The organism is Microbulbifer agarilyticus, from assembly GCF_020171345.1.
Taxonomy (GTDB): domain Bacteria; phylum Pseudomonadota; class Gammaproteobacteria; order Pseudomonadales; family Cellvibrionaceae; genus Microbulbifer; species Microbulbifer agarilyticus_D.
The window spans coordinates 403,701-416,102 of sequence record NZ_JAIUZM010000001.1 but is presented as its reverse complement, the minus strand read 5'-3'; the positions used below and the strand labels follow the sequence as shown (position 1 = coordinate 416,102).

The 12,402-nt window shown below is 56.7% G+C and carries 13 protein-coding genes; all 13 read left to right on the top strand.

Annotated features, from left to right (window positions below):
- The 13 genes from moaB (at position 1) to LCM31_RS01540 (ending at position 12,315) form a co-directional block, all read left to right on the top strand.
- Positions 1-516 carry a molybdenum cofactor biosynthesis protein B gene (gene moaB / locus LCM31_RS01600; RefSeq protein ID WP_224866984.1) on the top strand — a complete coding sequence of 172 codons (516 nt, stop codon included), beginning with the start codon at positions 1-3 and terminating at the stop codon, positions 514-516.
- Positions 517-538: 22 nt separating this feature from the next.
- Entirely contained in the window at positions 539-1,030 is a 492-nt protein-coding gene (moaC, locus tag LCM31_RS01595) for a cyclic pyranopterin monophosphate synthase MoaC (RefSeq protein WP_224866982.1), read from the top strand.
- Complete coding sequence (gene moaD / locus LCM31_RS01590) at positions 1,027-1,275, top strand: molybdopterin converting factor subunit 1 (protein ID WP_224866980.1); 249 nt, start codon at positions 1,027-1,029, stop codon at positions 1,273-1,275. Before moaC ends, moaD begins: the two co-directional genes overlap by 4 nt.
- 1 nt (position 1,276) lies before the next feature.
- A complete protein-coding gene (locus LCM31_RS01585; RefSeq protein ID WP_224866978.1) occupies positions 1,277-1,756 on the top strand; it encodes a molybdenum cofactor biosynthesis protein MoaE in 480 nt (159 codons plus the stop codon).
- Between the two features lie 368 nt (positions 1,757-2,124).
- Entirely contained in the window at positions 2,125-2,643 is a 519-nt protein-coding gene (locus tag LCM31_RS01580; RefSeq protein WP_224866976.1) for a hypothetical protein, read from the top strand.
- Between the two features lie 2 nt (positions 2,644-2,645).
- Positions 2,646-4,709 (top strand): tetratricopeptide repeat protein, encoded by a 2,064-nt coding sequence (locus LCM31_RS01575; protein WP_224866974.1) that lies wholly within the window; start codon positions 2,646-2,648, stop codon positions 4,707-4,709.
- The gene (locus LCM31_RS01570; RefSeq protein WP_224866972.1) at positions 4,702-7,977 is read left to right on the top strand and encodes a tetratricopeptide repeat protein; all 3,276 of its coding nucleotides are present in this window, start codon (positions 4,702-4,704) and stop codon (positions 7,975-7,977) included. Before LCM31_RS01575 ends, LCM31_RS01570 begins: the two co-directional genes overlap by 8 nt.
- The gene (locus LCM31_RS01565; RefSeq protein ID WP_224866970.1) at positions 7,977-8,591 is read left to right on the top strand and encodes a tetratricopeptide repeat protein; all 615 of its coding nucleotides are present in this window, start codon (positions 7,977-7,979) and stop codon (positions 8,589-8,591) included. The genes LCM31_RS01570 and LCM31_RS01565 overlap by 1 nt, the downstream gene beginning before the upstream one ends.
- The gene (locus LCM31_RS01560) at positions 8,591-8,890 is read left to right on the top strand and encodes a hypothetical protein (protein WP_224866968.1); all 300 of its coding nucleotides are present in this window, start codon (positions 8,591-8,593) and stop codon (positions 8,888-8,890) included. Before LCM31_RS01565 ends, LCM31_RS01560 begins: the two co-directional genes overlap by 1 nt.
- Positions 8,891-8,984: 94 nt before the next feature.
- Entirely contained in the window at positions 8,985-9,758 is a 774-nt protein-coding gene (locus LCM31_RS01555; protein WP_224866966.1) for a MotA/TolQ/ExbB proton channel family protein, read from the top strand.
- Positions 9,758-10,357: an ExbD/TolR family protein gene (locus LCM31_RS01550; RefSeq protein ID WP_224866964.1), complete on the top strand. Its 600-nt coding sequence runs from the start codon at positions 9,758-9,760 to the stop codon at positions 10,355-10,357. Before LCM31_RS01555 ends, LCM31_RS01550 begins: the two co-directional genes overlap by 1 nt.
- On the top strand, positions 10,354-10,929 hold the full coding sequence (locus LCM31_RS01545) for an ExbD/TolR family protein (RefSeq protein WP_224866962.1): 576 nt from the start codon (positions 10,354-10,356) through the stop codon (positions 10,927-10,929). The genes LCM31_RS01550 and LCM31_RS01545 overlap by 4 nt, the downstream gene beginning before the upstream one ends.
- Before the next feature lie 9 nt (positions 10,930-10,938).
- Entirely contained in the window at positions 10,939-12,315 is a 1,377-nt protein-coding gene (locus LCM31_RS01540) for an AgmX/PglI C-terminal domain-containing protein (protein ID WP_224866960.1), read from the top strand.
- Positions 12,316-12,402: the final 87 nt, after the last annotated feature.

Here is a 12,402-nt window from a genome sequence, read left to right as displayed (position 1 = left end):
ATGTCCCACGCCCCACTGGATCCCAATCAAAAACTGAACATCGCCGTTCTCACCGTTTCCGACACCCGAACCGAAGAAAACGATACCTCTGGCAAATACCTGGTAGAAGCCCTGCAGGCAGACGGCCACAATCTAGCCGACAAAGCCATCGTCATCGACGACAAATACCTGCTGCGTGCGCAAGTCTCCGACTGGATCGCCGACCCAGAAGTACAAGTAATTATTTCCACCGGCGGCACCGGCTTCGCCGGGCGCGACTCCACCCCAGAAGCACTCGCCCCCCTGTTCGACAAACACATCGACGGCTTCGGCGAAATGTTCCGCTCCATCAGTTACGAAGAGATTGGCTCCTCCACCATCCAGTCCCGCGCACTGGCCGGCATTGCCAACCGCACCCTGATCGCCTGCCTGCCCGGTTCCACCGGTGCGTGCAAAACCGGCTGGACCAAACTGCTGCAGGAACAGCTCACCGCAAGTCACAAGCCCTGTAACTTCGTTGGCTATCTAACCAAGTAAATTGCCCAAGGTTGCCCAATACATGACCCTGACACACCTCAACCAGCAAGGCGAAGCCAGTATGGTCGATGTCACCGACAAGGACATCACCGACCGCTCTGCCCGCGCCATCTCCGCCGTCGCCATGTCCACGGAAGCCTTCGCGCAACTGCAAGCGGGTAACAACAAAAAGGGCGATGTGCTCGCCACCGCCCGCATCGCCGGCATCCAGGCCGCCAAGAAAACCGCCGATCTGATCCCTCTGTGCCACCCGCTGGCACTAACCAAGGTGAAGGTTGACTTCGAACTGGATGAGGCCAATTCCACCGTGAACATCGCCAGCTTCTGTCGCCTCGCCGGCCGTACCGGCGTGGAAATGGAGGCGCTGACCGCCGCCAGTGTGGCCGCACTGACCATTTACGACATGTGCAAAGCCGTTGACCCGGCCATGGTAATTGGACCCACCAGGCTTCAGGAAAAGATCGGTGGCAAGCGCGGGCACTGGACGCCGGAAGCCGCGGAGGAAAAGTCGTGATCAACGTACTGTTTTTTGCCAGCCTGCGTGAGCAGTTGGGCTGCGAAGGTCTGCAAGCAGAAGCCTCAGGTATTACCGATATTGCAGGCCTGCGCACTAGCCTCGCGGCCAAGGGCAGTGAGTGGCAGGCGGCGCTGGCCAGTGATCAGCTGCAGGTGGCGTTGAACCAGAAACTGTCGAGTATGGAAGCCGCGGTCAAAGATGGCGATGAGGTTGCCTTCTTCCCGCCGGTGACGGGAGGCTGAAGTGCCACTGGAAATTTCTATTTCCGTACAGGCCGAAGGGTTCGACCCCGGGGTAGAGTACAGGCTGTTACGCAGTGAAAACTATGTGGACGGTGCCACAGCGATGTTTGTGGGTAACGTGCGAGACTTTTCCCCAGCAGAGTCGGGTGAACAGCAGTCGGTCGCGGTACTGGAGTTGGAGCACTACCCCGGGATGGCGGAATCCGCACTGACCGATATCGCCAGGCAGGCGGCGCAGCGCTGGCCACTGGGGCGTGTACGAATTGTGCACCGCTATGGCCCGCTCTCTGCCGGTGACGAGATTGTGTTTGTGGGCGCGACCTCGGCCCACCGCCAGGCTGCACTGGATGCCTGCGCGTTTATTATGGACTTCCTGAAAAGCCGAGCCCCCTTCTGGAAGAAGGAGTTCGCGAAAGGCGCCGAGAAGGGCGACTGGGTGCAGGCGCGAAACAGTGACGAAGAAGCATTAAAGAAATGGTGAGCTGCCCGACCGGGTTTGTGAGTGCTTGCAAACCTCGCGGGACTCATTTCTTATCGCTTGAACAAGCTTGAGCCACAAAAATATGACCCTGTTCCGCGCCTAACGGCGAAATTGTGACCTGGCGCACAAGGAAGCTTCGCTTGAGGCTCGTGATACCTGTCACAAAATCGAGCTTCTTTCTCTTGTCCTTTGAATTTTAAGAAAAAATTCTTATCGCACTCTGCGCGAGTTTTGAAGCGCCTCACATCTCCCACCCACTTGCTTGCAATACAATCTCCCGCCTAAGAATGCGTATTCGACCTTCGCTGGAAAAGTGACGGGTGAGTCCGCAGCCAATAAAAAAGGTTGGGGTTTGAGGTAAAAGGGATATGTGCAGAGTTCTGATGGCGACCGTTTTGCTGATGCTGGCGGTGGTGACCAATGCCCAGGGGGCCAACCAGGTAAGTCGCGAAGAGATCCGCGGGCTCGACGAGCAGATTCAGGACGTAAAGAAAGATGTGATCAGTCTTACGTCCGAGCTCAATCGCCTGGAAGAGAAGCTGCTGTTTCCGTCCAACACTCAGGTCGCCCTGTTTGTTTCCCTCCCCAACAGTTCCGAATTCAGTCTTGAATCTGTCGAGGTGAAGCTCGATAACCAGGTGGTCGCTCACCACTTATACACCTACCGCGAAATCGAAGCCCTGCAGCTGGGTGGGGTACAGCGTATCCATACCGCCAATGTGCAGACCGGCGCGCACCCGCTGGAAGTGACTTATTTCGGCAAGTCCAAGTCCGGCAAAGAGTACCGTGCGACAGCGCGTTACAGCGTGGAAAAAGCAGTGGGTCCCAAGTTTGTTGAGATCCAGATTGCCGGCAACCAGTCCGCTATCAACTTCAAGGACTGGTAAGCATGATCACCCGTCTGGCCAGCGTGATTGCTGGCGCAGCTTTGACTGCGCTATGCGTCCTACCTGCGCAGGCAAAAGCGCCCGCGGATCCGTCTGCCCTGCATACGGACCAGCTGCGCGACCTGTTTTTTGGTGAGGCGCTGTTCCAGGCCCACCAGGATCGGTACTTTGATGCCATTACCGGCCTCGATACCGAGCTCGACCAGTTTCGTCTGCTGGACGATCCCGAATTAGATCCATTCAGCCTGCACTTTGGCCAGGCCGCATTCGCTGTTGGCGACCTCGAGCTCTCTTACCGCATGCACCGGGAAGCCGGCCGTGCCATGGAGCAGGTGCTCAAGGGCGATGTGCCCCAGCCGATCAAAAATGAAGCAGCCTACCGCCTCGCCAAAATCCATTACCACAAGCAGCAGTTTGCCAATGCACTGCATGCCCTGGAGCTGATTGAGGGGCGAGTGCCCGAGCGTGTGCGCCCGGAAGAGCAGTTTCTGCGTGCCCAGGTGTACATGCAGCTGGGCCGTTTTGAGGAAGCGGTTGCACTGCTGAAAGCGCTAAAGGGTGAAGAGTCTCATTCCGGGTTTGTGGAATACAACCTGGGTATTGCGTTGCTGAAGGCCGGGGAAACGGAAAAAGGTTTGCTGGAGCTGGACCGCCTCGGCCGCGGTGCCGGCATCGGTGCAGCCATGAGCGCGCTGCAGGATAAAACCAACCTGCTGCTGGGTTTTCAGCTGATGGAGGCCGAGGATTACGAGCGTGCGCGCACCTACTTTGATCGCGTGCAGTTGAGCGGGCCGTTTTCGAATCAGGCACTGCTCGCAGCGGGTTGGGTCGAGGCCAATGCGGGCCGCTATGATCGCGCGCTGGTGCCCTGGCAGTTACTAACCCAGCGCAAGCCGACAAATTCGGCGGTGCAGGAAGCGATGCTTGCGGTGCCCTACAGTTACGGCAAGCTCGAGGTGCACAGTACCGCTGCGGTGAATTACGGTCAGGCACTGGACCTGTTTGGTTCTCAGGTGGATGTGTTGACCCAGTCCATCAACAGTATTCGCGAAGGCAAACTGCTCGAAGCGCTGCGCCGCAAGGAAGCCCGTCAGGTGAAGAACTGGGTGGTGGAGCTGCGCAAACTGCCCGATGCCCCAGAGACCCACTACCTTCTCGAGTTGATGGCCTCCAACGATTACCAGGAATTTCTGCGCAACTATCAGGACCTGAATGACCTGCTGGAACGCAATGAAGACTGGTTGCAGAGCCTGGATGCGTTTGAGGAAATCATCGCGCTGCGCCGCAGCTATTACGAGCCCATTTTGCCTGCGCTGGATGTACAGTTCCGCCAGATTGACGCGCGCATAAAAATGCGTCTCGAGCAGCGTCAGCGCCTCGCTGCGCGTATCGATAATTTGCTGGTGAATCGCCGCCCTGAACTGTTGGCGAAAAGCGATGAAACAGAATCCCGCCTGATACTCGAGCAGATTCGCGAGATCCTCGACTATAACCCCTCCCTAAAAAGTGAAGAAACGGAGGCCCGGATCACGCGCCTCGAAGGTGTGCTCAAATTCCACCTGTCCCGCGAGTTCGACCACCGCCTGACTGAAGCTTTCAAGCGTTTGCAGGAGCTGGATGTGGTGATTGCTACCTTGCAGGAAACCTATCAGCGCTACGTGCGCAGTCGTCAGGCCGCCACCCACAGTTACGAAGGCTATACGGATCAGATCGTTAGCTTGCGCGCGGGCTTGCATCGCGCACAACGGCGTATTGATCAGTTGATGGCGCGTCAGGGTCGTATGCTGGAGCAACTGGCGATTAACGAACTGGATCAGCGTCGTGCGCAGCTCGAAAGCTACCAGATCAAGGCCCGCTTCGCGCTGGCCGATAGCTATGACCGTGCCAATGAGTTGCAGGAGCAGCGCGCAGACGCCCGCAAGGTCGAGGCGTACCAGCAGCAGTTTGAGCAAATCAATCCCGCTGCCAGCGACGCTGACGGGGAGGCTTTGCCTGTGGATAACCCGCCGGAGCTCGAGGCCCCGCAACCGCAGGGTGGTCAGGTAGAAGGAGCCGGCGATGAATAATTCCGGCGTGTTGAAGAAAGCTATGGCGTCGCATTATCGAAGCCTGGGTTTGGTCACTGCCGCTTCTGCGGCACTGCTATTGGGTGCCTGTGCCAGTAACAGTGGCAAGACCATTGGTAGCCTGCAGAGTGTCGATATTGAAATTCGCGAAACCCATATTGATGGGGGGCTTGAAAAGGCCCTGGCGAGTTATCAGAAATACCTGCAGGAAACGCCGGAAACCGCGCTGACGCCGGAGGCGATTCGCCGTATCGCGGACCTGAAAATCAAACAGGCACATCGCGCTGAAGCGGGCATTTTGCCGAATAGCAACGAGACGCGCATCCTGTCCGAGGGCGAAGTTGCCGCGGCCAACCAGCGTGCGAATACAAAAGTGGCTACTGCCAGTGCCGATCTGGATGCGCCTGAGCTCGCGGGTGTTTCTGCAGCCGCTGCCGGCGCAGAAGTGGCTCTTTCTGGTGTTGCCCGCGGAAGCGATGAAGCGCAGTCCGACTTCGAGGCGCGAGCCAGCGGTTCCGTCGATTTGGCCGGCCTCGCAAGCGATACCGAGGTTTCCGTGCCCGGTGATGACCCCGATGCACTGCTCGCTGCGAATGCCCGCGAAGCCATCGCGCTATATCAAAAATTACTGGTGCAATACCCGCTCTACGAGCGCAATGATCAGGTGATGTACCAACTGTCGCGCGCCTATGAGGAAACGGGCGAAATTGAGGAGGCAGTGACGGTACTGCGTCAGCTGGTGGCGAAGTATCCGGCATCGCGCCATCTGGATGAGTCCTATTTCCGTCTTGGTGAATATTACTTCACGCGTAAAAAATATCTCGACGCAGAGGAATCTTACGGTCGCGTTGTGGCCATGGGTGAGGTTTCCAGTTTTTACGAACTTGCCATGTACAAACGTGGCTGGGCGCTATTCAAGCAAGATATGTACGAAATGGCGCTTGACGATTTTGTTGGCATGCTCGATTACAAGGTGGCAGAAGGCTACGATTTTGAGCAGAAGGCCAACGAAACCGAACGCAAGCATATCGAAGATACCTTCCGTGTTATCAGCCTGAGCTTCTCGTATTTGGGCGGTGCGGAGTCGATCGTTGACTACTTTTCGAGTAAAGGCGCACGGGACTATGAGTCCTACGTATACAGCCACCTCGGTGAGTACTACCTGGACAAGCGCCGCTATCAGGACGCGGCCAAGTCCTACGATACTTTTGTGGAGCGCAATCCGCTGCACAAGGTCGCGCCCGATTTCTCCATTCGTGTGATCGAAATTTACCAGAAGGGTGGCTTCCCTCGTCTGGTACTGGAAGCGAAGAAAGACTTTGCCAACACCTACGCGCTGGACGCACAGTACTGGACGGTGTTCGATATTGCAGAATACGCCGAGGTCATAGAATTCCAGCAGACCAACCTGATTGACCTGGCGAGCCACTATCATGCGGCTTACCAGAATGTGAAGCCGAAGGACAAAGAGTTCGCCAGGAAGCGTGGCGAAAATTATGCTGAGGCGATTCACTGGTACCGACGTTACCTCGCGTCCTTCGCGGATAAGCCGAAGGCGCCGGAAATCAATTACCAGCTCGCCGGCTTGATGCTGGAAAACAAAGATTTCCTCAATGCCGCCCGCGAGTATGAGCGCACGGCGTATCACTACCCGAATCATGCCGTTAATGAGAATGCCAGTGAGGCGGGTTACGCCGCGGTGTTTGCCTACCGCGAGCACCTCAAGAATGGGCTAGCCAATGCTGGTCGCGCAGACAAGGTTGCGCTGCAACGAGAAATCATTCGCTCGTCTCTGACGTTCTCTGAAACGTTCCCGCAGCACGCCAAGGCCCCGCAAATTCTACTCGGCGCTGTGGATGACCTGTACAAGCTGAAGAGCTTCCCGGAGGCAATTCAAAACGGTCGCCTGTTGCTGGAAAAATTTCCAGCGGCCGATCAGGCAATCAAGCGCTCTGCCTGGTTGCTGGTTGCCCACGCTTCCTTCGACACCGAGCTGTACGCGGATGCCGAAGCGGGTTATCGCGAAGCGCTTAGCCTGACCGCTGCGAATGCGAAAGATCGACAAGATCTGATCGAAAACCTGGCCGGGGCCATTTACCAGCAGGGTGATCAGGCCCGCAAAGCGGAGCAGCACCTCGCGGCTGCGGAGCATTTCCTGCGTATTCGCCAGGCCGCCCCGACGGCTTCTATCCTTGCCACCGCCGAGTACGATGCGGCGGCATCCCTGATTCAATTGCAGGACTGGGGGCGTGCAGCCAGCGTACTGCAGGCTTTCCGCGGCAACCATCCACAGCACGAGCTGCAGAAAGAAGTTACCAAAAAGCTCGCGGTGGTTTACCAGGAAAGTGGCCAGCTGCTGCTTGCTGGTGCGGAGTTTGAGCGTATTGAACGCGAATCTGACGATGAGGACGTGCGTCGCGAGGCCCTCACGCAGGCGGCGAGCTTGTATAGCGCGGCGAAGAATTTCGATAAAGCGTTGGCGGTTCTCAATCGCTATGTGAAGCTGTTTCCGCATCCGATGGAGCCAGCTCTGGAGACTCGCCAGAAGATTGCCGATATCTATCTGAACAGCGGCAATCAGCAGGCGTACCTCAACACTCTGGATGACATAGTGCGCATCGAGCTGCGCGGTGGTAACGAGCGCAACGACCGCACGCGTTATCTGGGTGGCAGCGCAGCCTTGAAACTGGCGGAACCCAAGTTTGATGCCTTCGCGCAAATTGCGCTGGTCGCGCCACTGGAGCGTAACCTGAATGCCAAGCGCGAACGCATGCAAGCGGCGACCAAAGCGTTTAGTGACCTCATCGATTACCAGGTGGCTGACGTTACCGCGGCGGCAACGTTCTACCTCGGGGAAATCTACCTGCATTTCAGTCAGGCGCTGAAAGATTCAGAACGACCAACCAATCTCAGTGCGCTTGAGCTTGAGGAATATGAGTTGGCGTTGGAGGAGCAGATTTATCCCTTTGAGGAGCGAGCCATCTCGGTACACGAGAAAAACATCGACCTGATGGCTGCGGGCATTTACAACAATTGGGTGGCAAAAAGTATTGGCCAGCTCGCGGGTCTGGTGCCTGCCAGGTACGAACGCCCGGAAGATGCCGGCAATATTGTGATGACCATAGTGCCGGTACCTGAAACAGTGTCGGTGCCGGAAACAGAAAATTCGACGACCGAAGTGATAACCGGCGCAGCAGTCTCTCAAGAACCTGTCACAGAAAGCGATGCGGTTATCGCGGATAATTCGACGCAGGAGGATCAGGGCTGATGCGTACTGTGTTGCCATTGTCATTGCCGCGGGTCGCGCGACTGGGAAAATTGAGTCTGATCCTGGTGTTGCTGCAACTGCTTGCCGCGTGTGCCAGCGGCCCGCAGACCGCCCGGGGTCCGGTAAATCCATTGGATGTAAAGGTTTCTGGTAGTGTCAATCGGGACTTCACCCAGGCAGTGGAGTATCTGCAGGGTGAGCGTTATCCCGAAGCGATTGCCTTGCTGCAAACGGTAGTCGAGCGTGAGCAGCGGCTTTCCGCACCCTACGTCAACCTCGGTATTGCCTACTACCGCACAGGCGATGAGAAGCATGCGGAGGAGTCTTTTCTGGAAGCCCTGCGTGCGGCACCGCTGGATCCTGTGGCCAGTAATGAACTTGGCGTTCTTTACCGACGTCAGGGGCGCTTTGAGGAAGCCCGCGCGACTTATTCCAAGTCACTGCAGTTGCATCCGGACAATCTGCCGCTGATCAAGAACCTGGGTATTCTGTGTGACCTTTACTTGCAGGAGCCTAACTGTGCTCTGGCCCAGTTCGAACGATACCTTCAATATCAACCAGGTGACGCCAAGGTCGCTATCTGGGTAACCGACCTCAAGCGGAGAGTGAACTGATGAACAGTGTTTTGCGTCCACTTGCGGTAATTTTCTTGTTGATGAGTAGCGTCACTGCGGTTGCGCAGGAAGAAGGCGAAGGTAAAGTCGACAAAGAAGTGAAAGAGCTTTCCGGTATTTCCATTATTGGTAACAAGGAAGCGCCAAAATCGCTCTACATCGTACCGTGGAAGAGTTCGGAAGTCGGTGTGGAAAATGGACTCAACTCCAGCTTGCTGGACCCGAGCCTGCAGCCGTTGGACAAAGAGGTCTTCTCGCGAGAACTCGAGTTCTACCAGCTCAGCCTCACGGACGATTGATCAACCTGTTAACTAAAACACGACCCCTGGGGTCAAAACGAAGGCAAGGCGGAAGCAACCGCGGGCCCGAGAAAGAAAACCAAGAGGAAAAGTGATGGATTTCTTTAATAGCGTAATCGCGTTTTTTCAGACTGGTGGTGCATTCATGTACCCCATTCTGGTGGTATTCGCGCTCGGCGCCGCGGTAGCGATCGAACGCTATATTCGTCTGGTGTATGAGCGTCGCACCAACCGCAATGCCTGGGAAAAGCTTCAGCCGGTGTTGAAGTCCGGTGATTTTGATCGCGCGCGCAATCTGGTCAAGGAAGATAACACCGGTGTGGGGCGCTTGCTTGCCATGGGGCTGGAGCGTCAGGGTGCCGTCCGTCGTCGCGAAGACATCGAAATCGCGATGGAAGAGAGCATCATGGAAACCATTCCGCAGCTGGAAAAGCGCACGCCTTATGTCGCGCTTGGTTCCAACATCGCCACGCTGCTCGGCCTCCTCGGTACCATCATGGGTCTGATTGAAGCCTTTACCGCGGTTGCCAACGCCAACCCGGCGGAGAAGGCCGACCTGCTGTCTGCCAGTATTTCCGTGGCGATGAACACCACCGCCTTCGGCCTGATGGTGGGTATTGCCCTGTTGATCGTACACGCGCTGCTGAACTCCCTGACCGGGCAGATCGTCGATAGCCTGGAAATGGTTTCGGTAAAAGCACTGAACATTATGTCTTCCAGTACTCGTCGCCGCAGCGATGTACCAAAGGAAGAAAAGGCTGAGAGCGCTGACAAGCCGCAGAACCGCGACGTCGAGCAGACCCGCGCCGCCCAAAAGAAAACGACCGCAGCGAAACCTGAAGAAACATCCAACGCGGAATCAGTGTAATGAGAAGCAGGCGTCACAGCAGAGCCAAAGAGGCTCCGGAGCTGGACATCACCGCCTTCCTGAACCTGATGGTGGTGCTGGTGCCATTCCTGCTGGTATCCGCTGTATTTTCTCGGGTGACCATCCTCGAGCTGAATATGCCCAGTGGTGCCGGTGGTGCGACTGATGATCCGGGCGTAACCCTCGAAGTGGTGGTGCGCAAGGATGTGCTGGAACTGAGCGATGGCGACAAGGTTATTGCGCGCTTCCCCAATCTGAATCAGGGCGAAGCGGCGAGTGATACAGCGGCGGCCGAGGGCGAAGTGGAAATTCCACTGGACGAGTTTGGTTTGCCAATCGTACTGCCCACAGAGGAAGTGTATGACCTGGCCAAGCTGCGCGAGTACCTGCTGCGGATTAAAGAAAGTTATCCGGACAAAACCGATTCCACATTATTGATGGAGCCGGAAGTGGCCTACGAGCACTTGGTAGGTGTGATGGATGTCGTGCGCAGCGCGGAAGTGATGCCTACGCCGGAAGAGGGCGGTGAGCCCGATCCCGATGCCAAGCCAGAAGTAATGGAACTCTTTCCCGATATTTCCCTGGGAGACGCGCCGTGAAACGTGAAAGTAGACGCATGAAGCGCATGGCGCGCAGCCGCAAGCGCAAAACACCGGGTATGAATCTGACGTCCCTGATGGATGTGTTCACGATTCTGGTGTTCTTCCTGCTGACCAATAGCGCGAGTGACGAAGCCATCGAGGCCCCCAAGGTCATTACCTTGCCGGACTCGGTTGTAGAGTCTAAACCGCGGGAAACGGTCACCCTGATGGTCACGCACGATGAAGTGTTGATCGAGGCCAAGCCGGTGATGGCCACCGCGGATCTGTTCCAGAGTGAAGAGCTGGTGATCGAGGTGATTCAGCAGGCCATGATCCAGGAGGTAGGCAAGGCTACGACCATGGCGGAGTCGGAGCTGGAAGAAGCCAAATTGGCGCTTGCCGAGCGTGCAGCGGCGGGAGAGGACGTAACGGAAGAGGCGGCAGCCTTGCTGGCGGAACCGCCGGAAGTGAATATCCTCGCGGATCGGACCGTACCGTTCAGCATTCTGAAAAAGGTCATGTCCAGCTGTACTAATGCCGGATACACGCGGATTTCCCTCGCGGTTATTCAAAAAGCATCTCAGAGTTAGTGAGCGTTTGTGAATAAATTTCATCAACAAAAACAGGCACTGACCGTCAGGCAGGAAGAGGTCCGTCAGCATCTGGCTGCACTCGAAGAAGAGTGCGGGCAAGTTGATGGCAAGCTCGAAGCCTTGCATCAGGATGAGGCCAAGCATCAGCTGCTGGATGAGATTTCCGATCGCCTCAATAAGCTGGAAGAGGCGGGCGCGGGTGATCTGTTTTGGGCGGAGCACTATAAGCAGGATGCATCCAAGGCATTGATACACCGTCTGCAGAAAACGGTTGGTATCTATCACGCCAATATTAATCTGCTGCACGAGCGCAAGAGCAAGCTGCAGGAGCAAGTGGAAGATTGCCGGGACGAGCTGTTCGACCTGGATGCAGAATTCCGTGAGATTCGCCAGGCCGAAGAAGAGGTGCACTACCAGTACGAGGTGACTCGTGAGCTGGAGGACTCCGCCTTCCGAGACGGCGTCATGCCGTGGAGTACCAACGGCGACGACGAGCGCCGCTTCCGCAGAAGTGTGCTGGCCTGCCTGTTGTTGGCCTTCTTCCTAGGGTTCGGCGTGCACATGTGGCAGCTGCCGGAGCCGGATGAAGATGAGGTCGTTGAGGTGCCGGAGCGCCTGGCCAAACTGGTATTGGAGAAGAAAAAGCCCAAGCCGAAACCACAACCGGTGGTGAAAAAGCCGGAAGAGAAAGTCAGGGATCTGGAGAAGCCCAAGCAGCAGGTGGCGAAAGAAGAGCCTAAGCCGTCTAATGTTGAGCGCAAGCAGGCGCGTAAGAAGGTTGAGCGCGCGGGTGTGTTGGCCTTCAAGGACAACTTCCAGGATCTTATCCAGGATGATCTCGACAATCGCCTGGGCAACCAGACGCAGCTCAGTACCGCGGGTAAGAAGGAAAACCGCAGTCAGCGCTCGCTGATTACCGCGGCGGCGAAGTCCGGGTCCGACGGTATCAATACGTCAGCACTCAGTCGTAATTCTGGTGGTGTAGGTTCTGCGCTGGATGGGGTGAGCTTCTCGCGGGTGTCCAGTGGTATTGGCACCGAGGGTGATTTTGCCGGCGAAGACCGTCCGCTCAGCGATGGTGTGGGGCCATCCCGTACCGACGAAGAGATCCAGATTGTGTTCGACCGCTACAAGTCGGCCCTGTACCGGATCTACAATCGCGAGCTGCGTAACAACCCGGCGCTGCAGGGCAAAATGGTACTGCGTATTACCATTCTGCCGGATGGCTCCGTGTCTCTGGCGGCGGTGGAGACCAGTGATATGGACTCTCCGGCGCTCGACAGCAAGATCGTGGCACGAGTGAAACGGTTTAACTTTGGTGAGAAGGCCGGCGTGCCGACCATCACCATCCTGTACCCGATCGACTTCCTGCCCGCAGCCTAGCGGTCAGGTTAAAAAGTAACCACCCAGGTCCCCCCTGGGTGGTTCTGCCTTTTCTTAAGAAGTTACCTGAGCTTTACTTGAGAACTA

Excerpts from the sequence above, each read along its gene's own strand:
- moaB (WP_224866984.1), top strand. The coding sequence starts at position 1 with ATGTCCCACGCCCCACTGGATCCCAATCAAAAACTGAACATCGCCGTT.
- moaC (WP_224866982.1), top strand. The coding sequence starts at position 539 with ATGACCCTGACACACCTCAACCAGCAAGGCGAAGCCAGTATGGTCGAT.
- LCM31_RS01580 (WP_224866976.1), top strand. The coding sequence starts at position 2,125 with ATGTGCAGAGTTCTGATGGCGACCGTTTTGCTGATGCTGGCGGTGGTG.
- LCM31_RS01575 (WP_224866974.1), top strand. The coding sequence starts at position 2,646 with ATGATCACCCGTCTGGCCAGCGTGATTGCTGGCGCAGCTTTGACTGCG.
- LCM31_RS01570 (WP_224866972.1), top strand. The coding sequence starts at position 4,702 with ATGAATAATTCCGGCGTGTTGAAGAAAGCTATGGCGTCGCATTATCGA.
- LCM31_RS01565 (WP_224866970.1), top strand. The coding sequence starts at position 7,977 with ATGCGTACTGTGTTGCCATTGTCATTGCCGCGGGTCGCGCGACTGGGA.
- LCM31_RS01560 (WP_224866968.1), top strand. The coding sequence starts at position 8,591 with ATGAACAGTGTTTTGCGTCCACTTGCGGTAATTTTCTTGTTGATGAGT.
- LCM31_RS01555 (WP_224866966.1), top strand. The coding sequence starts at position 8,985 with ATGGATTTCTTTAATAGCGTAATCGCGTTTTTTCAGACTGGTGGTGCA.
- LCM31_RS01550 (WP_224866964.1), top strand. The coding sequence starts at position 9,758 with ATGAGAAGCAGGCGTCACAGCAGAGCCAAAGAGGCTCCGGAGCTGGAC.